Below are 26,262 nucleotides of genomic sequence, written 5' to 3' on the forward strand. Positions count from 1 at the left end.
AAAGCAAAATATTTAGGATTTTCATCCATTATAAAAGATAAAAATCGTATATTTGCAGAAAATTTCATTTATAAGTGATAAAAATATGGCAACTATTATTCGTCAATCATATATCGACAAGATAGAAAGGTATCTTGGTAAGGAGACTATCATCGTATTAGTAGGTCAACGTCGTGTAGGTAAAAGCTGCATGATGAAAATGATTCGTGACCGCAAGAAGGCAGATGACTGCAACAATATCATCTTTATAGATAAGGAGAAAAGAGAGTTTGACAACATTCAGACCTATCAGGATCTCAACGACTATATCGGAGAGCACTTTCAGTCCGATAAACATAACTATATCCTTATCGATGAGATACAAGACATCAGGGAATTTGAACGATCCATTCGAAGTTATCGCACAGAACCCAACACCGACATTATCATCACAGGTAGCAATGCCCGCATGCTGAGCAATGAACTGAGCACACTCATCGGTGGCAGATATAAGGAAATCTATATCCAATCGCTGAGCTATAACGAGTTTCTGGAATTTCATCAACTATCAGATAATGACGAAGCACTTGCTCTGTACATTCAGTATGGTGGCTTGCCTGGTCTGGCAAAGATAGGACTGGAAGAGGATGATGCACGTGAATACCAGATGGATATTTACCATACCGTCTTACTTAAGGATGTCATTATGCGCAACCAAATAAGAAACGTGCCATTCTTAGAGAATTTAGTACGTTTTCTCGCAGACAACACCGGTAAGTTGATTTCCGCCAACAGTATCGCCAAATATATGAAATCACAAGGCGAATCTATAACGTCCACGGCTATCATCAATTACATATCCTTCCTTTGTGAAGCCTATATCCTGCACAAGGTGAACCGCTATGACATCCACGGCAAACGCATCTTTGAAACCAACGATAAGTTTTATTTCGAAGACAACGGCATCAGAAATGCCATTGCCGGGGGAACACGTGAAGGAGACATTGAGAAAGTGATAGAGAATATCATCTATCAAAACCTCATACGCTTGGGCTATCAAGTATATGTAGGACAACTGCAAGCTGGAGAAATCGACTTTGTATGTACCAAACCAGGCGGCGAACGCATCTACGTGCAAGCTTCCTATATCATAGCCGACGATGCAACCAGAGAGCGTGAGTTTGGCAATCTCCGTGCCATCAAGGACAACTACCCGAAGTACGTTATCTCCATGACCCCTCTGCTCACCAAAAATGATGATGAGGGCATCACGCACCTGCATCTTCGCAAGTTCCTGACTGAAGGAATATAAATAACAGGAATTCCTCAGATTGGGCACACAGTGTATTCCCAATCTGAGGATTCTTTTATTCCTCCCCATTCAGGCATTCGCCCGTCTCATAACTCTTCGTCATATCCTTTAAGATACCAATCATCTCCTGCCTCAAGCTCTCAGGCTTCAGTACGATGATATTTCTGCCATGCCACAACAGTTCCTGAAGGAAATCACGGCTGGGGCGAATGGTGAGGGTATATTCCCGATACATCGTTAACTATCTTAAGATACTTTGCCATGTATCTTAAGATACTTAAAAAAGTAACCTAAGATACCCTCGTACCCTTTCTTCAGTTATTTCAAATACTCTATGAGCATATTGAAGTTCTTTTTACCAAGATTATTCTCAGACAAAGACTGACTCATGTTCTTATTAACGATAAGACGTGATTGCATTTTTTCCCAAACATCAGCATCTAATAATTCCTTCCATTTTGCTGCACTTCGCATAATAACAAACCCCACATCTTCTCTTTCATAAGCCAAATATCTAATTAGTTTCTTCGTTAATTCCTGAGATGGCAACACAACACCCCTTGGAAAATCCTTAAAAGAAACAGAAGTGTAAGCACAATACTGAACTATTGCAAAGTTTCGGAAAAACTCATATTCTTTCTGATGATTTATATTGAGGCGATTAATATTGTTATACCAATAATAGTCACCGATTTCATTCAATGCATCGCCACAAAGGACTTGGGAACCCTCCATGCTATATTTTTCCTTGAACTCTTCATGACTCTTAACATAAGATTCCTGTGGGGTGAGCAATCCTCTCACTTGAAATGACAGCGTATTGATCAACTCCGCCATAGCATCCTCTAAAGGTGCCCTATATCTTTCATATTGCACATTATCATTCACTCCCAACTTAAATCCAGGATTTAAGCTAAGAATAACAACTTTCGCCTTGAGCGGGTTACCTCTCCATGGCTCAGCAGGAGCACCAAGTACATACTTATAATCTTCCTTTGCATTTCGGTTGAACTCATCTATTACCTGTTCTTCATAAGGATTTGGATAGACTATCTTTATATCCTCATTATACCAATGAGAACGCATATATTCTCCAACCAGCGTAGGCCAAAGATTTTCTTTAACAATATCTGATTCTGAAACGCAGTAAAATCCTGACGGATTGACAATTCGTTTGAGTAGTTCTTCACTTGTCAAAGACTTTTTCAACGAAGCCAATCTATCCCATCTAAGATATTTCTGCGTAAAATTTACAGACTTATCGTCTTCTGTATAAGAGAATCTCAATCTAATCTCCATCATGAGAAGATCCAACACCTTCTCTAAGCTAAGTGTTTCTTTAAGATAATTAGCCATTGCAAACCGGTCATCCACATATCTATCGCCTTCAGGGTATCTAAGATGCGAAACGAAATACGCCAATGTTTGCTTGATACTATCTTGGGCAATCTCAGGATGATTGTCTAAAAACTCACGAATATGCGATAAAATATCAAAGCCCTTGTCGGCAACATAAAGCAGATGCATCAACTTTGTGTCTGTATCCGTCTGTCCAAACTCGTGACAATAATCGTCTACATAAGCCTTGATATGCCTCTCTGGTAGACTAACACGCTCGCCTCCTACTGGATAAAATGCAATTCTTCTCATAATTAATCGTTTTGATGTTACACTTTTTGCTTCAAATCTTACTACATCCACAAAGATTATCAGCATTTTCGTTTTTGCGGATTGTTAGATAACGGATTATCTAAAACTATATTGCATAGGGAACTCCTTTTTTGTATTTTATAGAAGATAAAAATAAAATATTTCCGATTTATATCCATTATAAAAGATAAAAATATGGCAACTATTATTCGTCAATCATAAACAGCGAATAGTTAGTTTCAATGGTTAAGAGATAGTGCAAACAAGCACAATGAAAGTGACTTTTAGATTACTGAAAGCCTTATCCATGACAAAGATATTGAATTGTTGTGAACAATACAAGTCCATATTAGAAGAGAGCGGACGATACCAATACTCCCATGAATAGCCTGCGGTGGGATAATTAACGGACATGAGAGTGTAAAATTAGATGTTTTTTACACTCTCGTCTTTGCTATTCATACAGCTTGGCAAGCTCAGCCGTACGTTTTTTGAACTCTCTCCTCACTTCATCAGGACCAACAATCTCAAGACCAGCTCCCATTTGCAGGATACGACCTATAAACTCATTGTTTAGCTCAACATAGACTGTAAACTCGCCATATTCTCCGTCTTCATGCTTACCGAAAGGGATGGTTGTCTGCTGGCTTTGGTGTATAGGCTTAGTTTCTGTCAGTTTAAACATATAATTGCTATGAGCTCGCACACGAATCTGAAATGCCGTTGCTTTCTTATAATGAGTTACGCCAACAAGATTCTTGAAATATTTATCGTAGAATCCTTTTGGTGCTGACAGGTATGTCACGCCATTACATGTTTTCGGCTTCGCACATATCCTATCTAAGGCTATATTGCAAATATGCATAGGTACATCACCTTCCTCATAACCGAACAAATACCATCTTCCATTAAATTCCTTCAACATATGGGGATGAACGATCTGTGTTTGGCATTTCTTGTTGTATGGTTTGTATTCAATCTGCAGGACCTTCTTTTGGATAATTGTTTCATAAAGAAACGGCAGCAATTCTATATTCGTTAGCTTTCTATCCAAGCTGGCACTCAACACCTGTTCGCCATCTTCCTTTTTCTTCTTAATCTCCAAAAGGTCTTGACATTCTTTGAAGAAGTATTCCAACCATGATTCAGGAAAGAACCCGGCAGAGTCTTGGCAGAATTGCCAATACGTTTTCAAATCACGGATAACCCTACCATAATTGTACAAGTCGGACAAAGGATTCTCCACATCACCCATATAGCGAAAACGTTGGCTACGATTGTTGCCTTCTACCTCAATGCTGTCTTTACCCACTTTCTCTATAATAAGCACCTTTATCTCACCGAAAGCCTTTTTAAGTTCTCCATAGTGCTCTTCTTTCGATGGATTCTCGCATGGCTCTCCAAGATAGTCACTCATTATCTCTGCAAGAGTAACCCACTCACGACTCATGAGTCGCTTGTAGATTGCCCGTGCAAAAATCGCTTTATAACTATCTCCATTAAAAATATTGCTTTTTACTTGACGCATCTTGCCAATTATTTAATAATGTCTAAACCCACCAATCCTTTACAGATTCTACAGCATCCATGCCAAAAACTCTCACATTACCATAGACCTCATTCATATTTAATATGGTCTTCAATCTTCCAGTTCCTTTTGCATCAACGGATATACAAGCACAGAAATCAGGATTCCCCGTTCCTGTAAAATCAATTGGTAATAAATACTGAAATGGATTACCAATAGTTTTCGGATTGGAATAAAAATTTAATGGCAATTGATTAAAATTATTATCATTTTTTGCAGTCTCAATAGCCTTATTAATAGCCTCTATCATAGCATTCTGATAGTTATTAAATTCATTTGTTCCTTTTTGAACAGATTCTAAAACTATCCGTTTTTTGTTGTTCAAATCAACATACTTATTACCAGGACATATACCATAAAGAATCCTAAAATAATCATTAGGAATATTATCCACCCCATCAATTAAAATATGAAGCCTTGTATCCTTATAATTTCCATTATCATACATTTCATAGTTATTATATTCATCGTTTGAAAAACCTTCTATTTTTTCTATAGTTGCTGGAGCACCTTCAATAGCTAAAGGAAGATACTCCTCAAATGTTGACTTCATTGTTATTTGGTCTAAGCCTTCTTTAAAATCTGAAGCTAAAAGTTCAGAATAAGACATAACACATCTATTGATAGTTTCATCTTCTTGTTTTTTGCAAACTATAAATATTCCTTCTTTAGAGCCTTTATTCTTTAATTTGCTATATAACCCGGTAAAGAAAATAGCAAAACCAGATGATACAAATATATTTAATGGGTTTGGTATAATATGGCGTATTGAGCTATACATAGATTGAGAAAGCTCATAAAAATACCAAAGATAATTTCGTAAAGCATAGATATTCCAATATTTAAATGGATCTTTCTCTACATTACGTAAAATATCATAATATAATTTAAGAACGCTTACATCTCGAAATATAGAATCCTTTGGTGTGGTCTGTTTGTTGTCGGTATCAAGATTCTCAAGTTGCAAAAAGCAAGACAGTGAATTATACTCAAACGTTGTTTCCTGTTCCATAAAATCATTTTTTTAATAATTCAACAATAACCTCATGCCAATATCCCCACAAGAACCCTCCTGAAGGATGGACAACAGGTAAAACCATAATCGTATGACCATCTATCTGATAACTCCAAATATTAATTTCAATACTCGGCATATATTCACCTTCCAGTACATTTTCTGAAGGTAAATTCACAAAAAGCCTACGTCCCCAAACTATTATATAGTCTGGTTTATACTTCTCTAAAATGGCAAAGAATGGTTCCTTAGCTTCCTCATAGTATTTTTCACCTGCCATCCGTAGCCCTCGCAATGGACATTGGAGGTAATTATAGAACATTAAATGGTTCCAAATACTTTTACTATTGATATTTGTGTCAGCATTAGACAATGCACGTTCAAACTTTAGGAAGGTTCGCTTCCAACTACAACGTTCTTCTGAATTTAAATAGCTATCCAGAACATCTCTTGTAAACGATGATAATTCTTCGTCACTTAAATCTTCATCACAATAGTGGCTTTCACCAAGAACCAGCACCTTCTTTCCAGGATTTTCTTCCGTTCCAAGTACAAGGTTTCCATCCTTGTCAAAGGAAATGCCATTCCAATACTCATCGCCCACAAAAGGTAGGAACTTGACACCTGCCTCTTGCAACTCTTTATCTATTTTATCGTCTTTAATCATATCTTTTTTATATACTTATTTAACTTTGTAAGTTTCTAAAATACAGAGATTTTTTCCTCTGTCGATTGCAAAGATATAACATTTTGTCGGTCTAACAAAACAATATATCTTTATATTAGTGCCACACATTGGTGCTGCACTAACACTCTGTCTGATTTTATTCAAGCAGACGTTTTATCACTCGATACCAATAACTCCAGGAATATCCACCAGAAGGATGGTATACAGCTACGACCTTCACTCGCTTGCCATTGCGTAAGAGATAATATCCTGTAGCTGCATGGTAACCATCGACTACGATGTCGTCACCATCCTGCCATCGTTCGTTTGGCATATTGTTCCACAGTCGCTTACCCCAAACGATAATACATTCAGGCTCGTTCTCATCAATGACATCAAAGAATGCATTAGCTGCCTGTTTGTATTGCGTTGACGTACCAGCTTTACGAGGACCTGTCATCGCCACTTGCAGATAGTTATAGAACATAACAGAATCCCATATCTTCCGTCTCAACGCCCAATCGGTCTTCTCTCCAACAAGCGACCGTTCGAACTTCACGAAAGTACGCATCCAGTTCTGACGCTCCTTTCTCTCATCGAGAAAGTCACGGAGGACATTCTGCGTAAACTTTGCACACTGCCTACATAGACGGCAGTTGCCGCAGTTGCCGCAGTCGTAGCAACCTCCGTCACAATAGTGGCTATCGCCCAATATCATTATTCGCTTACCGAACAAGCCTCCATTGGCATAATACCTGCCAATAAAAGGCAAGAAGAAAATGTTGCTATTCATATTTTAGAACAATGAAACTATCCAATCATAAGCCATGGTTCCCAAGCGAATGGCCCACGAAATTACCACATAAATCAACCATACTATTCATCGTATTTATATTAATTTATTCTTTATCACTACCTACAAATGCCGATGCCTTCATAAAAGAGAAGGTTGCATCAACGAGCCAACCGATGCACGAACCGACTGTAACTATCCACCAGGCAACATGATAACCTGTAGTACAATTGGTAGCCTTGAAAAGGACATCACCGTCAAAGAGATGCCTCACCAGATTAGGCAGGAAGAACAATCCATGCGCCAAACCAGCTTGCCATCCATACAATTCCGTACCATTGATGTTGACAAACAGTATCGCTGCCACCAATACAACTATCGGTCGCCAGGGCAAAAAGATGTAGACCATAGCTAGATACCCCAAAATTCTATCCATATCTTCTTTTATATTTTATATGTCTAAACACTAACCAACCATAAAAGCCACACATTTCAGCCATGACATAGAACAAGAGGGAAACTAAATTCGACCATTTACCTTCCACACCCATAACATAGTATCTATCTTCTATATATTTGGGTACCACATCTAGTGCTCCTATAGACAAACCCAAGAAACACAAGACTAAAACTAAAGCCAACCCCAATTTTATCTTTGCATTCATACTCCTTAGAACAAATGAAAACGTTTATACTCTTTTCTCTGTATATACTAATTAAAGTGTACAACTCCAAACCGATTGCAAAGGTATGCTTAAATAATCAAACAACCAAATAAAATCCATAAAATCATCTGTTTTGCTCATTAAATTTCTTAGTTTCTTTTAATCTGTATGACTCTCCATTCATGTTTACCAAGAAAGCATTGTGTGTGAGTCTGTCAACCAGAGCAGTCACCAACACCTTATCCTTTATGATTTTTCCCCATCGATCAAAGGCGAGGTTTGTCGTAATGAAGGTGGACTTGGTGTCAGCCCTAAGCGAGAGGTGGTTGAAGAGCACGTACATCCCCTCCATGCATGCCTTTATGACCAAGGCTGTCGCTACATGTGTCTTTCCCGTACCGGGGTTTCCATAAAGGACGACATTTCTGTGCTCATGTATGAAGTCCAGCGTTTCCACCCTTGGCAACAAGTGCTTGATTTCCTCAGGCAATTCGTTCCAATCCAGCTGCTCCAGACAGGTACACTTTTAAGTTAGAATCTACACTTTTCTCCAATCTTCAAACTCTTTATCAGTAGATTTACCAAAAGCTGGATACATCTTGTTATATTCAATCTCCGTATGAGTAGGTTTCTCTTTACGATAATCCTTCAAGGAATCCTTCTGCACCTGAAATCGACTTGATTCTACGAAGATTAAACTTTTACAAATTCTCTTCTCAATTCTTTCCTCCATCCATTCTCTGCCTTTAGCAAGAGAAGACATATACCAATATCTTGTCTCAGCCCAAGCATTCCTTGTAGGTTGCGCAGTACCATGAATGAAGTCACGATAAACAGGAAGCGAGAGACCGGTTAGCCAACAAACCTTGACAGAATCCCCCTTAGCCATTAACGTCATGTCTGATAACATCTGTTGCATGGTCATTTTCTCCGACTTTCGCCAAAGCATTTGCTTTTCCATGTATTCATTTTTTTCAGCTTCTTTCTGCTTTTGCCAATAGCCATGAGGGTTCAAGAAGAACCAATAGCCAAATAACACTACCAGCACGGCACTCATTACCGCAGCCAACCAACACACTCTTTTCTTGATATTCTTTTCCATAATTTCTATCTTTTATTTGTTATTACTCACAAAACACTTACATATCCATCATATCATCATTGACATGGTAAGTATCTTCACTAAAGCTTTTCTCGCACGTAATGGCTGTTCTGCTAACAAAGTTGTTCATTCTCACAATATCTGGAATACTGTAAGGCAAAGAACAATGCAAAGCAAGTAGTGCTGGACATATCTTGATCTTTTCAAAAGCTGGAGTAAAGAGCACACTTTCATCCCAACTAGTGACCTCAGATGGCAAATCCTCCGCAGCCCAACCTTTATCTGCAAGAGCATCCAATATCAGCTTTTTCTTCATCAAGTTATTGTCAAACAGATTTATCTGTTCACCAAGAGTGTAAATCAGCCGATGTATGAAAGGAAAAGCCGAACCATAGACATCATCGTCTTCCAAAACCAATACCGCCTGACAAGAATCAGCCTTATATTCTAATACATACTCCCCATATTGCAGGTAGTCATTCGCCTTAAAAGATGAAGAGTTCTGAACAGCATCCCACATTTCAGTACCTTGCTTCAAACATTCGGCCATCAGCATTGCCAACTTATCACTTTGGTAAGAGACACGTTCCACGTAATCCTTGCTTGGCTCACCCATTATCTGATCCATCAGATAACGTCGAGCTACAAGAAGCGAATATAGCGCAAACTTATCTTTATCACTTATCCTAACAGAAATATCTTCTTCCTCGAAGAAACCGATATCTTCTGCTATATGCTTGATTTTACGTTCTATCAAAGCTAATGCATCTTGTTTTTCAGAAAGTGATGTATTAGGATTGCTCACAAAATCGTACAAAGCATCTTCTGCCAAATCGCTCTCATGGTCATCCACCTCACAAAGTTGCCTTACTAATATGCTCACTAAATCTATCTTGCTCATAATTTATCCTTCTAAGTGTTCTACAAAAAACTCAAAAACTTATGCTTTACTGCGAGTATTCTCACTTAAAAAGCGAGAATACTCCACGTACAACGGAAGAACCAGCAAGGCCACCTGCAACTCCACCGACAAGTCCACCTATAACTGTTCCAACTCCAGGACAAACAAAAGTTCCTAACGCTGCGCCAAAGGTTCCACCAGCATAACCTGCACCTATTCCGGCTGCATTACTTGTTGTGTTTTCGGCAAACTCGCCAGCCGACATCTTTCCCTTGCACATTTTCACAGCATCAGGTATCGTCTGTGCTGCCAGCATGATTCCACCTGTTATCATGTTAGTTCGCATACCCTTAGCGATTACATTCTTCGCAGCCTGTCCAACGACTTCCTTGCCAACTAACGCCGAAGCCGTCTTCTCGACAACAGTCTTCCCGACTTGAGTTGTTGTTGCAACATCAAGTATGGTCCTGGCAGAGTTTGTTGCAGCCGATGCCATTGAACGACCGACAGTTGTACGGAGTAACTGTTGTGTTCCAACACCTACAACCAAAGAAGTACCTCCAGACTTGGCCATTTGTACAGACGCTGTTTTGAGAGCTTCACCATGACTTTTACCACTACGGATAGCATTAGCATATCCAAGCACAAAGGAAAAACCACAGGTGATAGAACAAGAAACCGATTGAGTCTTTACATCAAACTTAACAGAATCCAAAGTTCCAGCTTTGGCAATGTTCACAGCTTGATTGTAGGTACAATTGCCCTTAATGACTATATCTTTTGCCACTGCTGGGTCTGTTATACCTGGAACTTGACCAGAACGAATCTTATCAGCCATCAATCGAACACATTCATCGTACTGCTCCTTTGGAACTTCAAGTTTCATTCCACCATAGCGATACGAACCATCAGAAAAAGCAGCCCCTATAGTCTTAGATGGGGAAGAACAATACTTCGTCTGAATTTCGATACCATTGCTAATGCGATCTGCACCGTTAAGGCAGTTGTCACGACCAACCTGTTCTACTTTCTTTCCAGAAAGACGGTCTGCCATTGCATTAGCATCTTCTGCAGCCCAGCCATGTCCTTGCTTGTTACGATACTTTGGGTACTGCATATAGTTGTTTGTTGACTGAGCGCTACATGTTGCTGACGCGCTATTGATTACTGTTTTGTCGTTTACTTTTTTCATATCTTTGATTTTTTAAAGATTATTCAAAATGTCACATTACTCACTTGCCATCTTTTACATGCTTCTACACAAACATTGTCCGTATAGAAGCAATGCAAAAATGAGGGCATTAAAAGAATGCGTGTCCTCGCAACCAAGATGGGATTGTCTTAGAACAAACAAGCCCAATTCCTCCGATTACAGGAGTTGCAGGTACAAGCATTGCTGCTACTGCTAAACAAGAACTAGCCAACGCTACAGTTCTCAACACATTCTTACCATTGATGACACTTTCTTTTCTGTTGTTCCGTTTCATAACTTTGTTGGTTTTATGTCAGCTAAAGCAAGTAATTATTACCTACTATTCGCCAACGGTTTGATAAAATTGAAAATTAATAATAAATAATATACACAACGCATCATGTGTTAGACAACATCAAATGTCAAATCATGTCCACCATTCTGAATATATCTCCAATATGTCAAAGACCTTTGCACTCCCTATGTTTGGAATTGCGCTGCAAAGATAGACAAACTTTTCAAAACGAGCAAGAAAAAATGAAAAAGAATTGGTTCCAAGAAGACAAGAAGAAAGGAACCAATTCTTATAGTCTATTTCTGTTTTTTATATAAATCTGCAAGTGCTTCTACTCTTCTTTTGAACTTTTCTCGAACATTCTGTGGAGAAACTATTTCTAAACCTGCTCCCATTTGCAAGATGCGCCCTACAAATTCGTCATTCACTTCGACTTGAACAGAAAACTCTCCATACGCACCATCCATATACTCACCAAAAGGTATTTCTACTTTTTTGACTAAGATGTATTTTTTTGTCTCCGTAAGCATAAACATATAATGGTTGTGGGCCCATACATGCACATTTACTACTTCGGCATTATTAGGATGAGTAACTCCAACTATATTTTTGAAATAATTTTCATAATAATGAGCCTGTGGTTCCACATAAGTTACCCCAGACGAGATTTCTCTTGGTCGAGCAACAATACGGTCGAGAGCAATATGATGCCGCCATACCTTTCCCTCATGATTTATTGTATGACCCAACAAATACCACCTACCATTGAATTCTTTTAAATAATGAGGAGAGATTATCAAAGACAGTTCTTTCTTTGTACTATCAGTATAATGTATATAACAGATAGCAAGAACTTGCTTTCTTTTTATTGCCTCATAAAGAAATGGAAGCAACTCTATATTGGTGAGATTTCTATCTTCACTTGCTTCTAATATCTGTTGACCTTTATTCTGCGTATCTTTAATCTCCAGTAAATCCCTACTATCTTTAAAGAAATAATCCAACCATGAAATTGGGAAGAAGCCTGCAGAATCTTGACAGAATTGCCAATACTGCTTTAAGTCACAGATGACTTTGGCTGTACGCAAGTCAGCCAAAGGATCATCATCCTTACCGATATAACGAATACGCTTATTTTTCGTTCCTTCCTCCAGAAAGCTTTCACCTCCTAATCTTTCTATGATTTTATTACGTATATCAGAAAATGCTTTTTTAAGTTCACCATTTCCTTCACACTTAGAAACTCCACAAGGTAATTCTTCTGAAGAATTCAAACCACGATACTCTGCCATAACATCAGCATGAGTAACCCACTCACGACTTATAAATCGTTTGTAGGTTACTCGTGCAAACTGAGCATAATAGCTATCTCCATCAAAGGGATTTTTACGTTTCAGCATTCGTTTTTTTAAATTTGACATTTATCGCATACCAAACTTTTGCAATTGGATTCTTTTCATTTGGTTTACTTTTGACCGTAAAAATAACTTTCTCATCTTAATAAAATTCATCCTTGGATTTTTCTATTCTTAACCAATAAGGAAATACTGGAGTATCAATCATCATATGACCTTTATTTTTGACTATACCCCCTTCAAATTTGCCATCTTCAAAAATCCTCGATTTACCATTTATAGTCGGAATGGAAAATTCCAAATTACACTATATGACGGTGTAGACTCGCTCAAACAAATTCTCGTTCTTTCTACGTTTCAATTTACCAGATTTCAACCTACAGAACTGAATAGCTTGCTCGTGTCCACAAGATAATCTTGTTTCTCTGCATCATAGCGACTTCAAGCGAGAACTTTACCCTGCCCTGTCACTAATCCAATGGCAAATTTAGTAAAAATCTGATGAACCACCAAACTTTTAACAAGAAATCTTATGGATTCCTCTTATATTTTATTTTCAGGGACTCCTAACCCCTCTTCTTTCTGCATTCATACCTTATTATATAGAGTTATTGTCAATTCTGCTGCAAAACTACAATCCGGTGGCGACAAAAAAACTGACATAGGAAGAAGAAAAGTATGCTCCTAGAACCTGAATCCGAAAAACATTCTTACTCGCCATTTGTTTCTCTTCACCTGCAGGTGATCCTCATCTCCTGCTACAGAGAAATTATAAACAGCAGCGGCACCGGCAAACTTGTTGCGCCAGGAATAGACGGCTGCACCTCTACCGGTAATGATGGCAGACGGGAAATGATATTTCATGCTGTTTTTAACGGTTGGGATTTCTGTATCACTACTTCCCTCCTCTACTTCAGCCCTCATCTTGGTATAGTCATGAGAATATACCGTGATGGTTGGCAAGGCTGACAGATGGAACAGCAGATGAGAAGATGGAACGAGATTATATCCATAGCCTGCACCGAGTGCCAACTCGTTAAGGCGGATAGTCATTCCCTTCACCTTCGTCTTGGAACCGTCAAAACTGGCGCCAACCATCCAACTTCCGGCACTTCGCTTCTGAATGTAGCTCTGGCTGAAGGCTGCCGGGAAGGAGAATTTGCGGTAGTTGAAGGCATAATAGAAATTGAGATTCAGAGCCTTCTGCGAGATTTCTCCCTTATGGATATCTATCTCGCTACCTCCCATTTTCTGATGACCACGGAATGTCTTGGACGAGAGATAGACCACATCAAAGCCATAGCGGTTGCTATAGGAATTGAGGTTGAACTCAAAGTCCTGATTCTTGCCAGCCAGCTTGGCTGGGTTTACAGCCAAACCAAGCCCCAAGCCACGATAAGCCACAGCCATGGAGAGGGTTCCACGGCAGTCGGCCATCACCTTGGTATGCGTTTCCGTTCCATCCGTCTTCGCCGTAGTTTCCAAATCGGCTCCAGAAAGATTGCCTCTCAGTTTGATGGTCCATCGGGCATGAGGACGGGAGATGTAGGTAGTATCATACTTTATCTTGTAATAATTGGCTGCCAGCAGTGAATCTCCTCTGAACAATTGGCGATCGTAGAGGCTCAAGCGTCTTTGAATCTTGACATAATGCTTCATGAACCTTTGCTTTTTCTTCTCACTCATCTTGCTCTTACCCAATTCTGCCATGAAAAGAGAGTCGCCCCATTGGAGCATACGTCCCCTATCAGCAGACTGTCGCAACTGGAGTCGCAGGCTATCTGCCTTCATCAGTAGTTCTTTCAGCTTCTTTCGAGGTTTCCTGTTCTGTCCGTTCTGGGCAATGGCAGGAGCAAGTACTCCCATAGAAAATACCACCACAAGAAATGATGCTTTCAACATCACCATTGACCCAGTTTTCATTTTTCGTCTATTCATCTTATTTATCTTTCTTTCCTATTCCGGTACAAAAGTACGGCAAAACTTCGAAACAGAAAAGGAAAAAGCAAAAAAAAAATAAGAAATGAGGAAAGAAAGGATCAAAAGAATTGATTTTTCGTAGAACTTTAAAAGAAGATAAAAATATGCATACTGCTCGGAAAGGTTAACGTTGCATTCCAATTCAATTGCGCACACAGTGTATTCGCATTTTGAACCCCAAAAATCCTTAATGACCGAAAATGACCGTGACCTTAATGACCGGATTTTAGGTAGAAACAAAAAAAGACCGCTCTCCTCGTATTGAGGTGAGCGGTCGATTTATTTATGGATGAGTCTGCTTATTATAATAAGGTAGACTCCATGTTCTTTATCCCATGCAGCTCGTTACTCCGAGCGTAGTAGCGATAGCGGTCAGTATGCTGATGGCTATCTGCAGAATTGTTTTCCAAGTGTTCGCTTTCATTTTTTTTGAATGTTGAGTGTTGAATGTTGACTTTTTTGGGGGTGGATAGGCTTGGCTAGGGGCTAGCACCCTAGCCAGTCTATCCTTGGGCTATTCAAGGCCGTCGCCAGATTCAGAGCCTTGACCGTCGCTGCCGGTCTGACCGGTGTTTGAACCACCTGGGGTAGAACCGCCAGGCGTATTATCCGGAGTAGTTGGCGCGTTGAGGTCAACGTTGGTCTTACCCTCCTTAATCGCCTTGATAACGGCTGCCTGAGCGCTGCGGCTGGCTACGAGGTTGAACTCGGCGTCATCACGAAGGTTCTTGAACTCCTGACCTGGCTCCCACTGAACCTTTACGCCGGTGATATTCTGTGCGGTGAACTTGTCAGCATCCTCAGCACCCTTTGAGGTGAGAAGGAGAGAGAAATCACCGAGATCGCCCAGACGGATTTTCTTGCCCTCAAGCAACATCTCACGCATGCAGTCTACGGCAATGTAGAGGATGGCGCTGATGTCAGCTCTTGAATAAACACTGCCATGAGAGGTGATGTGCTTGGCAAACTTCTCGATGGTCATGATGTCGGTGTACTGCGAGATGGCGAAAGCATTCTGCTTCTCAGTCTTCACGAGTTCCAGGTCCTTAGGGTCAGGGGTTGTACCCTCCTTCTTTGCCTGGTTGATGCGTGACTTCGCCTGGTTGATTTCCAGAAGATTTGCGTTCACGCTACGCATTACGATGCTGTAATTAATCATACTATGTTATGCTTTAAAGAGTTTATTAAATCACAATTTCCCAGATGCTTTTTCTTGTCCTTTTCAGAGTCTTCATTGATGACCGGCGCCTGTCATCTTTTGCTCCCTGTCTCGGTCTTCATAGATGACCGCCTTTAGGTACAAAATAGCTTTCTTTCGATTGCTGGTGCAAAGGTACGAAAAAGCGCTGTAGGAAGCAATACTTTTCCGGCAACTTGAATTCAGTTTTCCGGAATCTTGTGAAATGGAGCCTTTCGAGAGTAGGTGAAGAGATTCATGGCAACGGGCTGCATCCGGTCATTAGTAACCGGTCATTATCGGTCATTAAGAAAAATCACTTCCGGTCATTTAGCCCCTATAATATATATTAAATATTTTAATATTATATTATAGCTCTTTTTTCGCCCCCCGAAAACCTTAATGACCGAAAATGACCGGGCATTAATGACCGGATTCTGAGGCTTTAATTAATACTCTTTTAATGCTAGTATTGTACTTGTATTTTGTTCTGTATTAATGATTTATAATAAGCCATTATATATTTTTATCTGTGTATAAATGTATAGAAATAAGCTACATAAGTCAGCGCCCTTTTCCTACAATATCGTTGCTTCTTCGCCCCATTTTTCGCCTTCCCTTCGCTCTCATTTCTGCCATAAATGCCCTTTCTTTGGAGCATGAATTGATGTGAGGAAGAGCATTTTTGCGTTTTTCCCTTTGGAAATCTATAAAACCACTTTGATATCAGTTCTTTTGCTTCTCTATATAGAAGAGTAAAAATATCGAACATGGCTATCATAAGTATGTTTTATATCATTATCCTTTGCATAGTTTCTTCCTTTAATATTGCTCTGTTTGGGGCGGTAAGCATTATTTACATAATCAGCTTTTATACTCATTTCCTTGTATAAATGGTTAAAATCCCTAGGTAAGTCTTTTTCTTCATTTTTGTGTTAATATTTATAATAAAATGTAGATGTTTCGCAATTATTTTGTACCTTTGAAGGCAATTCTGCTATAAAAAGCAGGCTATAAATATAAAATTTAAACTTGAATAAACTTATAAACAAATAAACATACATTGAAGACTATGTCTGGATTTGCAATTTACAACTACAATTTCTTACGCATCATAAGACCTAACGAAGAATATCAACTTGAGTTCCCCGACTGGGTAAAAGTAAATGTGCAAGAATCATTTGAAAATCGCCAGCAATTGCTTGAAGAGCTTTTGCTGACTGATTTCGAGAAACCATTCCCGTTTGAGAATGCCAGAAAGAAACCATACTGGCACAAACAAATAGTGAAACCACAAGATAATGTCTATGTAATGCGTGTGGCAAATGTTACAAACGTAACGATTACCGACGAACACCTGATGTCTCAAAAATATGCTGATTATAGAAATTGTCTGGTCATCATCGACAATCGCCCAGGAATCCAACGCATCGCCATAGAGCGAAAATCTACGGCTTTCAGCCATACAAAAACTGTGGCTAATATTCTCGAAGCATCCTTCTGCAAACTGCTGAAGAGTAAACTGTTGAAGGTTGAACTATCTGCGGTTTACAGTTCGAATGTGTTTTGGGATATGCTGAAAAAATACCCTAATGGCTTCAGTAAAGTGACTTTTCATTTCCCTCATCTCAATTTAGATCGTCTGACCAAAGTGATGGATAAATATCTCAAAACTGCCCGTGAGGATTGGGATAGTGATCTTGATTTTACATTCGGTGCAAACGAAGGTGGTGCGGTAAAAATCGATCCGGAGAATTCGCGCCAGACTGCACTTATTGCAGGCGCATCAGGAGCGGGAGCATGGATAAAGATGCTTCCAAATGGTGAAAAAGGAAAGGCTATATTATGCGGCAAAGACCAATTCGTGGTGCGTGAACTCGATTCTGAGGTGTTTAATAATCTGGTAATCGGAGCACAGCCGATTCCTGGCATGGGACAATCTGCTATGGATAAGGTGAAGAGTTTTATGAAGGATATGCCGGATACATTTACTCATTAAGCTGATTAGGGGATGGAAAAGTTTGAACGTTTTTCGGAGGAGAGGCTTACCTCCTTACGTGCCCGTTATAGGGGCGATGATTTGTTTAGAACCTGGACATGGATTCTCTGTTTGCTTGAGCAACAACTGAACGGTCTAAATGCCGTAGAAGTATGGAGTGAAACGGAAATGATTCGCCAGAAACTGTCTGCAATCAAGGAACATCGTGATAATGAGGTAGAATTTCTCTATGGCGAACTAAAGAATCGGCATCAGTCAGAAAAAACCGCTGTCATCATTCTTACTGTACTCTTCACTCAAATGTGTGATGCAGAATCCAGTAATGAGGATGATGCTGCTGTGCAAAATCCGAATCGAGCAGTGTGTTCGGTCTTGGCTCATCTTCTGATGAATCCGAAAATAAGATCTTTCACTGAGAAGTTGATCAAGGCATTCAAGCATCGTCGCTACGATAACGAGGGAAATAAGATTATTTTACCCGTAACAGACTATTTGAATGTGAAATCTCCTTTGGAATTGATGGACGAAGAAGCTAAGGTAAAAGTGGAGAGATGGGTAGAAGAGATAGAGAAACTCACACGGGGAATCAGAGGCTTTCTGAACATAGACTGGACTGTTTACGATACTATTTGGAGGAATATTTGTGCTGAACAAGAAATTTCCCTTTTGCTCAAAAAGGAACAACCTCGAAACAATAAATGGGGATTTAATCTGAAACTGGTAGCAAATGTTCTGGGCATATTGCATGTTACTCCTTATGGTGATGGTTTCGTGTTAGCAGGAAGCATTCAGACTATCAGCGATGCTGTAGGAGTGAACGTGAGAGCCTATATTGGAAACCATGCCGATTTTGGATCCAGTAATACTACTTTAACCAAAGAAATGCATGCTAAAATAAAGCAATTCATATTATCTGCAATCGGATAAAAAGCAGCTGTTACAGATAAAGATAATGAGGGCGTTGATGGAATACTTCTGTCAGCGCCCTCTTTCTGTCTGATTACCAGCAGATAAGCAGCTGATAAGAAATAGCCTCCTTATTTTTTTATGCGTATTTTTATCTACAGACTAATATTCTTATCTTTGCGCTCGGATTTGGGAATCAGTTTCTCATTTCCGAGTTTTTTTATTTTAGTATTAACCTGAGCGGAGGCGGGGAACCTCACAAAGTGATTGAAGATGGCCATCGGGAATCCACGGCTTCTCTCGCAAACCGATCAGGAATCATGGCAGAAAAAAAACATCAGCTTACGGCTCTGGGCATTGCCTATGAAGCCGTCATCAAGCTGGGCTATACGCACAGCAAACTGGCAAGGCTCGACAGCAGCATCAACTATCCTACGCTGAGGAATATCAGAGACGGGAAGAAGATGAAGAAAGCTACGGAGCGGTTCTATCTGAAACTCTTCTTCGACCTTATTAATAAGGAATATGAACGGCGAATGGCCTGTGGGGGCGACGGAGCCGTCAGCCTGCTTATCGTGATGAAAAACATCCTTGAAGCGGAGCTGAAATAAAAAGTGGTGAAAAGATGAGGGGGCATTCTTTCACCAACTATTCCGCCGCATCGAAAGTGTTGCTATCTTTGCACCAGCTTTAGCAAGGTTGGGCGGATTAAAGAAAACCTTAAAGGAAGGTTAGACCTTGCGGTTTATAGATTATGAACGGAATGTTTATGAGAGTGGTGCAGCAGGGTGAGGCGTTCGCTGTACAGAGTCAGAAAAGTGAGAACGGACAGATGATGAAATGCAACATCGTTCTCCAGGAGATGGGCGGCAAGTATGAGAACCAGTATGCTGCGGCAATGCTCGGCAATATGGCGCAATGTAAGTATGCGGCTGGTGAGCTGGTGGCTGTTACGCTCCGCTTTACTACCCATGAGCACAATGGTCAGGTTTATCAGGATATTCTGGTTACAGACATTGAAAAGGTAAAAGGGTAAAAAAGTAAAAAGGTAAAAAGAACCTTAACCCTTTGCAACCACGTTACCATAAAGGGTAAAAAGTAAAACTGAGTTGAAACTGAGGAGGATTTTCCATGGTAAAGCGCGCAACAATCCGGATGTTTCTTCTCCTAAAATTCAATTCAGATTATGAAAAAAGCAAACAAAAAGCAGGTGAATAACCAGCAGGTGAATAATAACGGCTGCCAGCATGTGCAGCTCGGTGGAATAGCTTACTATGATGATAAGCAGTATTTCCTCTTCAGTCCTGATTCTGTAAATCAGGGGGTTGTAGAAGCTTTTCGCCGTCATGGCGTGGCTCAGCAAATGCAAGACGGAACATTTGATTTCGTAGCAGTTTCTAAGCCGAAAAGCCAGTCGGAACTGATAAAGAAACTGGCGCATGGTCGGTTGAGCAAGACCAAGGATGGGGCTATTCAGCTCACGCTGAAGGTGTTCTGCCATGAAGGACTCAACATCGCCCAAACGCTGACTGTTGAGTCAGCAGAAGGGGCTGATGCTTTAGTGGATTATCAATTAAAACGATAAGTAATAAGATAGATGAGTTGTTATTTAATTAAGGTGGAGAATGGGCACAAGGTTGCCCGCTCCATCACCTCGGAAGAGGAGTATAAGCAGCTGCGTGGAAGCAATGAGCAGAAGGCGAATCTTCGCCTGGCTCGTGCCGGAAACGATGCTGCGAAAAGAAGACTGGTACAGTTTAACTACTCCGGCCATTATCCGCAAGGCGTGGTGAAGGGAATGAAACTGCCAAGCGGTGCTTTCGGATTTGATATGGATGAGCCGGAGGCTTTCGCCAAGGCTGCCAAGCTGCTGCTGAAAGAACCGGACAAGTACGGACTGCTGATGCTGGAACGTAGCGCACGACAAGGCGGACATGCGGTGTTTGAGCGCGAAAAGGGCAAGACTATCTTGGAGAATCAGGTTAGGATTGCTACGATACTCAAGTGCGAAATGGATACTTCGGCTCACGACATTAACCGGGTTTATTTCACTACTACATCGGATGACGAAGATTTGCTCTTCCTTTCGCCACGGCTTTTCAAGGATGAATATGATGAGGCTGCCGTGGCAGCTGAAGGGAAGGTTCTAGAAGAGCGTGAAAGATACGGACAGGAGGAACTGCCGGAAGGGGCGCACAAGGCAAACAAGCATTATGAGCCTTGGAAGGAAGAATTCAAGAAGGATTCTCAAGGGGTTTTTAAGGGTCAGGAATTTAAGAATTCGAGAATTTCTTCCTCTTCTGCGTCATCCTCTTCTGCGTCAACTGCTGCTGCTTCTGCTGCTCAGGACAATTATCTTGGGATTCCTTATGGGGAAATCATTAAGAAGTGGTGGCAACTGTATAATGATGGGCAGGAGCCGATGCGCTCCAACCGCAATACGCTGACCTTTGAGCTGGCTGTGAATCTGCGCCATATCTGTGGTTTTGACCGCAATCTGCTGGCTCAGATCATTCCCTGCTACGATGGGTTTCCTGAACAGGAAAAGATGGCTTGCATCAACTCGGCATTGAACGAGAAAATCACGCAAATGCCTAAGCGCCTGAAGGATGTGCTGGCTGCGCTGAGACAGGAGAAACTGAAACAGGGGGCTTCAAACGGGAATGCAGATGAAGACAGCGAGGCACTAGTGAATGCCTTGGACGAGGCTAACGCCAAGGATGATCTGTTCTATTACGATGCTTTACCCAAGATGCCACTAGGCGTGCGTGATTCCATCAGTGCTGTTGGACCGGCTCTGGCAATGCCAGTGATTACATCCATCTGTCCTGCCATCGGAATGCTTGCTACTGGCGTGAAGGTTTCCGTTCACGGCAAGATGAACTCGCTGAACCTTATCTCCTACATCGCCGGTGATTTTGCATCAGGCAAGGGAAGCATCGACCCCGTGGTTGATGCATGGACTTCGGAAGTGAAACAGATGGACAAAATGTATCAGCAGCAGGAGGATGAATGGAGAGCCAAGAAGCGTGCGGCTAAGAACAAGAAGGAGCAACCGGAAGAGCCGAAACTGCCTGTAAGATGTCTTACTTTAAATAATACGGTGGCTAACCTTGCAGAACGACTGGCTAATACTGAAGGCAAGCACGCCTTCTCGTTCACTCCGGAAGCTGACACCGTAGCACAGAAGTGGAAATCGGCAATGAGCGACTTTTCCGTCATGTTAAGACAGGCTTACGACGGAACGAGCTATGAGCGCGAGGCAAGAAGTGCAGATGCGGTGAATGTTCATATCGAACATCTTTTGTGGAATGTTGTGATGTGCGGAACGCCAGATGCACTCTATCGAGTAGTGAACAATTATACGGATGGTTTCCAAAGCCGTATTGTCGTGGCGCGAACGCCGGACAACACGTTCACTCCGCTAACAGACAATCTCTTTGTGCTGACCGAAACTCAACGTGAGCACATACGGCAGATAGCTCATCTCTTGCCCCTGATGGAGGGCGAGGTGGTTCTGCCTAAGTTGGAGAATAAGGGCAGGGAGTGGCTGGAACAGATACGATTGGAGACCATGAAAAATGACGACAAGGTGAAAGCCCGCCAGCGTTTCCGTATCTGTCCTACGACCATGAGAATGATGACCTGCATCATGCTCTGTAAGGTGGCTGAGACGCTGATTCAGAAACATGGTTTCCAGGGTGCCGAGAAGCAGCTGAAACAGAATCCGCTGTTATGGAAGGAAATGATCGTAAAGACGCAGACACCAACCATGCTCGAAGCCTTCAATATCCTGGCAGATTATCAGTTGGACAATGCACTCTACTTCTTCCGCAGTCGCATAGAGGATGCATTCTCATCCAAGAGTTATTGCGGTCAGACAACTTATGATCGTTCCCGACGCGGCAAAAATGATTCCATCTTCGAGCGGCTTGACGTTACTTTCTCCTTCGAGCAGGCATTGCAGCAAAGTATTGCGGTAAAAGGAGCAAACGTTACTCGAGAGGTTGTTAGACAGATGTTGAAAAACTGGAAGCGACAGGGCTTGATAGGTGTGCTGCCCGATATGCGTTACCAGAAGGTTCAACCTACTGTATAATAGAGGTTCAAAATAAGTGACTATTAATACATCCGGTCATTAACGGTCACGGTCATTTTCGGTCATTAAGGATTTTCAGTAACGAAATCCTTAATGGCCCTATCAATAAATCAATTTTATTATTAGATATTTATGGAAATAATCATTTATCGCCGTCGCTTTACCCGATGGGGAGTAGATGGCACATTAGTAATAAAGGGTACGAAAGTTTGTAATACCATAGAACATCCTGAGCGTTATTTGCCTGCAGGAGACTATGAGATAGCTTTTGTTTCTATAGCTAATAAGAGTAGGAAAATGCCTGTTATCCTGAGGAAGGGACAGGCTGTTTGGGAAGTGGGCATCAATTCTCCTTGTCTCAAGCCCGGAAATGGTCCGATGACGCTGAAATATGGATGCATCATTCTGGGTAAGGCTGTAGCCTCTGGGCTGGTGATTCATTCTCAGGAATACTTCGACCGACTTTGTGAACGATTAAGGAAGGCTTCTAAAAAGATGGAGTGTATCAAGTTACGTATCATAGATTGGGGTAGTGATGATATCTCGATAGCATTTTAGGATTTCCACCCTAACATTCATTCATTTAAAATAGTAATATCATGCGTAAGATAAAGGAAATCATCATTCATTGCAGTGCGACCAAGGAAGGTCGCAACTTCACCGTAGCGGATATTGACCGCTGGCACCGCGAGCGCGGAATGCGCTGCATAGGTTATCATTTCGTGATTTATCGTGACGGCAGCATTCATGTAGGCCGTGCGATAGAGGAGGTTGGCGCCCATTGCAAGGGTCATAATTCCATCAGCATAGGCGTCTGCTACATCGGCGGCTTATCAAAGAAAGGTAAGCCGAAGGATACAAGAACCCGAGACCAGAAAGTGGCAATGCGCTCCCTCATCGAGCAGCTGAAGGAGGAATATCCATTAGCCACGATTCATGGTCATAATGAATTTGCCAACAAAGCCTGCCCCTGCTTTAATGTGAAGAAGGAGTGGGGCTAACAGATAGGGAACGCGCTGCGTTCCCTATTTATACTTATTACCTGATGCGCCATACGTAGAGCATTACATCAAGTCACACTTCTCCCCAGTGTTCTTCTCAACCTTCTCACCATCTTTCAGGATGCGAGCCTTATAGCCAAACTTCTCAAAACCTTTCTGGAGTTTCTCTGGGGTTGTCTTGTCGGCATTATACTGTACTGTGACTGTCTGGTCTGGCACAGAAGTCTCAATGCTCTTGATACCCTTCTCAAAGCGAAGGTTGCTCTTGATTTTATTCTCACAAGCCGCACAGTGCATCTGTGGGGTTGTGGTGAACACTACGGTCTTGATGTCCTTGGCAAAGGTTACCATTGCCACCATCATCATTATGAACATTACTAAAATCTTCTTCATAACTTTTCTATTTGCTTTAATCATTCAACTTTAAACATTTTCAATTAAAAGTGTACTCTCACTCCTGCGTAGAACATCCTGCCCTCTACAGGTCCCCAAACCAAGGTTGGCTCGAAATCGCTTCCCCATGGGTTGCTGGCACCATAGATAGGAGTTTTCTGCTTGAAACCAGTAAGGTTTTCGCCTCCCACATAGATACTCCAATGGCGGAACCATCTCGTAACCTGCGCACTCACTTGCTCGAAGCTATGGAAACGAGGAGACCATGACTGGCTTCCATCTGCCAACTGGTAAGGCTCAGGATTTCTGCCTCCACCATTCAACTGCACGGTGGCATCAAATTGCCAAAGGCCAAGTGGAGTCTTATAGGAAGCTGTGAAGAGCGCCTTATACTTGCTGGTCAATGGCTTTTCTTTCAAGGTTTTGCCATAATCGTAAGTACACTTCACATCGTTCAGACGATAAGCCGCTGTTATCTCCAAGCCCTTCAGCAATGGATAAGAGGCATCTATCTGGAAGGTGTGGGAATAAGACTTACCCATCAAATTGTAGATGGAGATAAGCCCCTTGTTGGCATCATAATCCACCACCGCTTGATTCTTGAAGTCGGTATAATAATACTCGGCGTTCAGTTTCAGTGTCTTGCCAAACATCGGGATGTAGAAAGCGGTACTCATACCATAGTTCCAAGCCTCCTCTTGCTTAAGTCTATCACCCGTAATCTGAAACTCCCTGCCGCTCGCCAAGAGATAGTTGTACTCTGCCAAGCCAAATACCGTGCGATAGCCCTTACCTGCTGACAAGCGGATGCTGATGGCATCGACAGGCGAATACTTCACGTGGAACCGAGGGGTGAAGAAATTGCCATAGATAGAGCTATGGTCGAAACGGACACCTGCCATCGCTGTCAACTTCGTGCCTAACGTATAGGTGTATTGGGCGTATGCTCCAGGAGTCGTCTCCTTCTCGTTCATTCTCTGCATCTCCGACAAAAGATAAGGAGAGTCTTCTTGCCCTACTGCCGGTCTTGGAGAAACATTCACATTGGCGCGCTGCCCCAGGTAATCATGGTTGACGCTCAAACCTACCGACAAATTGTGCTGATGAGTAAAATTGGTCTCAAAAATCAGTGAGCCATAGAGATTCTTCTCATTGAGGTCGTAGAACCTGTTGCCATACTGGGCATCGAGCTGGTGCATCGAAGCTGAGGACATGAAGGCAATATTGGTGCCATGCTCGTGATTGAGGATGAAGGCATGTTTCATATAACCCTCATAGCGGTTGGTATGGAGCTTGATTCGATAAATATCATCACTATGAACATGTTCCTCATCCTGCCCGCTGGTACGAATCTCCTTCAAAGCCCCAAGTCCACCATGAAAGATGTAGTGCTTGCCTTTATACAGCCAACGGTTCTGTACATTATATTGTTCTCTGCCTGGCATATCATAGAAGCCATCGCCATTGTCATCATGGTTTTTGAGGATATTCTCATGATGCAACAATATCTCCGTTGCCCACTTATCCGATAGATGAACGTTGGCATCGGCATTTGCCTCGATTCGGCTCTTGGTATCACCAAAGAGGTTTACCTCCACCTGTTGCTCATCCTCTGGCTTCAAGTAATCCACATTGATTTGACCTGTAATCGACTCATAGCCATTCTTCACCGAAGCACTACCCTTGGATACCTGAATGCCTTTCATCCAAGGTCCCGGCACATAGCCCAGGGCGTATGGGATGGCTGCACCACGGAAATTCGGCAGATTCTCGGTGAGCATCTGTACGTAAGTGCCCGAAAGACCAAGGAGTTTGATTTGTCTTGCGCCCGTCGTGGCATCATTATAAGCCACATCCACCGATGGATTGGTCGTAAAACTCTCGCCCAGGTTGCAACAAGCCGCCTTGAAGAGTTCATCCTTGTTCACGGCGATGCCATTCACGGCACCAGCCAATCGGGAAGTGCCCGACTTGCGAGCCACCACCTTCACCTCATGCAAGGTCTCGTCCTTGAAAATGGAATCCTGAGAGGAGGAATCTACAGAGTTGTTTTCTACTGAATTATTATATGATGATGACAGAGACTCAACCTCTGTCTTATTATTTTTTGCATAAGTCTCAGCACCAATAACCAGCAAGGTACTGAGCAATATATATCTTGAATACATAAATATATTTCCTTTTATCCGAATC

Annotated in this window: 26 protein-coding genes and 1 pseudogene; 9 read left to right on the forward strand and 18 right to left on the reverse strand. The window is 41.6% G+C overall.

The genetic code is table 11. The features are described from left to right. Positions 1-85 precede the first annotated feature (85 nt). Positions 86-1,291 carry an ATP-binding protein gene (locus KUA48_RS05195; protein WP_218433336.1) on the forward strand — a complete coding sequence of 402 codons (1,206 nt, stop codon included), beginning with the start codon at positions 86-88 and terminating at the stop codon, positions 1,289-1,291. Positions 1,292-1,346: 55 nt separating this feature from the next. Here KUA48_RS05195 and KUA48_RS05200 read toward each other — a convergent pair whose 3' ends face one another. From KUA48_RS05200 to KUA48_RS05275, 16 genes and pseudogenes are all read right to left on the reverse strand, one after another. Next, positions 1,347-1,526 carry a WYL domain-containing protein gene (locus KUA48_RS05200; RefSeq protein WP_218433338.1) on the reverse strand — a complete coding sequence of 60 codons (180 nt, stop codon included), beginning with the start codon at positions 1,524-1,526 and terminating at the stop codon, positions 1,347-1,349. A gap of 83 nt (positions 1,527-1,609) precedes the next feature. Continuing rightward, positions 1,610-3,007 (reverse strand): hypothetical protein, encoded by a 1,398-nt coding sequence (locus KUA48_RS05205; protein WP_218433340.1) that lies wholly within the window; start codon positions 3,005-3,007, stop codon positions 1,610-1,612. A 388-nt stretch (positions 3,008-3,395) separates the two neighbouring features. Continuing rightward, positions 3,396-4,469, reverse strand: a complete 1,074-nt coding sequence (locus KUA48_RS05210) for a YafY family protein (RefSeq protein WP_218433342.1) — start codon at positions 4,467-4,469, stop codon at positions 3,396-3,398. A 22-nt stretch (positions 4,470-4,491) separates the two neighbouring features. After that, positions 4,492-5,541 (reverse strand): DUF3825 domain-containing protein, encoded by a 1,050-nt coding sequence (locus tag KUA48_RS05215; RefSeq protein ID WP_153092212.1) that lies wholly within the window; start codon positions 5,539-5,541, stop codon positions 4,492-4,494. A 4-nt stretch (positions 5,542-5,545) separates the two neighbouring features. Next, positions 5,546-6,211 carry a hypothetical protein gene (locus KUA48_RS05220; RefSeq protein WP_153092214.1) on the reverse strand — a complete coding sequence of 222 codons (666 nt, stop codon included), beginning with the start codon at positions 6,209-6,211 and terminating at the stop codon, positions 5,546-5,548. 157 nt (positions 6,212-6,368) lie between these two features. Further along, positions 6,369-7,004 carry a hypothetical protein gene (locus KUA48_RS05225; protein ID WP_218433343.1) on the reverse strand — a complete coding sequence of 212 codons (636 nt, stop codon included), beginning with the start codon at positions 7,002-7,004 and terminating at the stop codon, positions 6,369-6,371. 106 nt (positions 7,005-7,110) lie between these two features. Next, positions 7,111-7,440 (reverse strand): hypothetical protein, encoded by a 330-nt coding sequence (locus KUA48_RS05230; protein ID WP_218433345.1) that lies wholly within the window; start codon positions 7,438-7,440, stop codon positions 7,111-7,113. After that, a complete protein-coding gene (locus KUA48_RS05235) occupies positions 7,433-7,669 on the reverse strand; it encodes a hypothetical protein (protein ID WP_218433347.1) in 237 nt (78 codons plus the stop codon). Before KUA48_RS05235 ends, KUA48_RS05230 begins: the two co-directional genes overlap by 8 nt. Before the next feature lie 124 nt (positions 7,670-7,793). Further along, positions 7,794-8,183 (reverse strand): annotated as a pseudogene (locus KUA48_RS05240) (ATP-binding protein); the annotation flags it as partial. Between the two features lie 24 nt (positions 8,184-8,207). Then, entirely contained in the window at positions 8,208-8,771 is a 564-nt protein-coding gene (locus KUA48_RS05245) for a hypothetical protein (protein WP_218433349.1), read from the reverse strand. A gap of 37 nt (positions 8,772-8,808) precedes the next feature. After that, on the reverse strand, positions 8,809-9,672 hold the full coding sequence (locus tag KUA48_RS05250) for a hypothetical protein (protein WP_218433351.1): 864 nt from the start codon (positions 9,670-9,672) through the stop codon (positions 8,809-8,811). Between the two features lie 61 nt (positions 9,673-9,733). Then, the gene (locus KUA48_RS05255; RefSeq protein WP_218433353.1) at positions 9,734-10,864 is read right to left on the reverse strand and encodes a hypothetical protein; all 1,131 of its coding nucleotides are present in this window, start codon (positions 10,862-10,864) and stop codon (positions 9,734-9,736) included. Positions 10,865-11,455: 591 nt separating this feature from the next. Further along, positions 11,456-12,559, reverse strand: coding sequence for a YafY family protein (locus tag KUA48_RS05260; RefSeq protein WP_256624478.1), 1,104 nt, complete (start codon positions 12,557-12,559; stop codon positions 11,456-11,458). Between the two features lie 639 nt (positions 12,560-13,198). Next, positions 13,199-14,452: a DUF4421 family protein gene (locus KUA48_RS05265; RefSeq protein WP_334649338.1), complete on the reverse strand. Its 1,254-nt coding sequence runs from the start codon at positions 14,450-14,452 to the stop codon at positions 13,199-13,201. 370 nt (positions 14,453-14,822) lie between these two features. Beyond that, on the reverse strand, positions 14,823-14,918 hold the full coding sequence (locus KUA48_RS05270; RefSeq protein WP_153072405.1) for a smalltalk protein: 96 nt from the start codon (positions 14,916-14,918) through the stop codon (positions 14,823-14,825). A gap of 90 nt (positions 14,919-15,008) precedes the next feature. Then, positions 15,009-15,653: an HU family DNA-binding protein gene (locus KUA48_RS05275; protein ID WP_218433356.1), complete on the reverse strand. Its 645-nt coding sequence runs from the start codon at positions 15,651-15,653 to the stop codon at positions 15,009-15,011. 1,090 nt (positions 15,654-16,743) lie between these two features. Here KUA48_RS05275 and KUA48_RS05280 point away from each other — a divergent pair. The 8 genes from KUA48_RS05280 to KUA48_RS05315 all read left to right on the forward strand — a co-directional run bounded on the left by KUA48_RS05280 (position 16,744) and on the right by KUA48_RS05315 (position 23,676). Then, entirely contained in the window at positions 16,744-17,670 is a 927-nt protein-coding gene (locus KUA48_RS05280) for a hypothetical protein (protein WP_218433357.1), read from the forward strand. A gap of 12 nt (positions 17,671-17,682) precedes the next feature. Then, a complete protein-coding gene (locus KUA48_RS05285) occupies positions 17,683-18,597 on the forward strand; it encodes a hypothetical protein (RefSeq protein WP_218433358.1) in 915 nt (304 codons plus the stop codon). Between the two features lie 299 nt (positions 18,598-18,896). After that, on the forward strand, positions 18,897-19,187 hold the full coding sequence (locus KUA48_RS05290; protein ID WP_153083287.1) for a hypothetical protein: 291 nt from the start codon (positions 18,897-18,899) through the stop codon (positions 19,185-19,187). 143 nt (positions 19,188-19,330) lie between these two features. After that, positions 19,331-19,612: a DUF3127 domain-containing protein gene (locus KUA48_RS05295; protein WP_153079902.1), complete on the forward strand. Its 282-nt coding sequence runs from the start codon at positions 19,331-19,333 to the stop codon at positions 19,610-19,612. Between the two features lie 150 nt (positions 19,613-19,762). Next, positions 19,763-20,161: a hypothetical protein gene (locus KUA48_RS05300; RefSeq protein ID WP_218432384.1), complete on the forward strand. Its 399-nt coding sequence runs from the start codon at positions 19,763-19,765 to the stop codon at positions 20,159-20,161. 12 nt (positions 20,162-20,173) lie between these two features. Continuing rightward, positions 20,174-22,675, forward strand: coding sequence for a DUF3987 domain-containing protein (locus tag KUA48_RS05305; RefSeq protein WP_218432385.1), 2,502 nt, complete (start codon positions 20,174-20,176; stop codon positions 22,673-22,675). A gap of 132 nt (positions 22,676-22,807) precedes the next feature. Further along, positions 22,808-23,233, forward strand: a complete 426-nt coding sequence (locus tag KUA48_RS05310) for a DUF5675 family protein (protein WP_215652442.1) — start codon at positions 22,808-22,810, stop codon at positions 23,231-23,233. A 41-nt stretch (positions 23,234-23,274) separates the two neighbouring features. Further along, the gene (locus KUA48_RS05315) at positions 23,275-23,676 is read left to right on the forward strand and encodes an N-acetylmuramoyl-L-alanine amidase (RefSeq protein ID WP_153080097.1); all 402 of its coding nucleotides are present in this window, start codon (positions 23,275-23,277) and stop codon (positions 23,674-23,676) included. Between the two features lie 63 nt (positions 23,677-23,739). Here the strand turns inward: KUA48_RS05315 and KUA48_RS05320 are convergent, their stop codons facing one another. Together KUA48_RS05320 and KUA48_RS05325 are read right to left on the reverse strand one after the other, a co-directional pair. Beyond that, positions 23,740-24,069 (reverse strand): heavy-metal-associated domain-containing protein, encoded by a 330-nt coding sequence (locus KUA48_RS05320; RefSeq protein WP_153086435.1) that lies wholly within the window; start codon positions 24,067-24,069, stop codon positions 23,740-23,742. Positions 24,070-24,113: 44 nt separating this feature from the next. Then, the gene (locus KUA48_RS05325) at positions 24,114-26,237 is read right to left on the reverse strand and encodes a TonB-dependent siderophore receptor (protein ID WP_218432387.1); all 2,124 of its coding nucleotides are present in this window, start codon (positions 26,235-26,237) and stop codon (positions 24,114-24,116) included. Positions 26,238-26,262 lie beyond the last annotated feature (25 nt).

The sequence above is a fragment of the Segatella copri genome (assembly GCF_019249795.2).
Lineage (GTDB): Bacteria > Bacteroidota > Bacteroidia > Bacteroidales > Bacteroidaceae > Prevotella > Prevotella copri_B.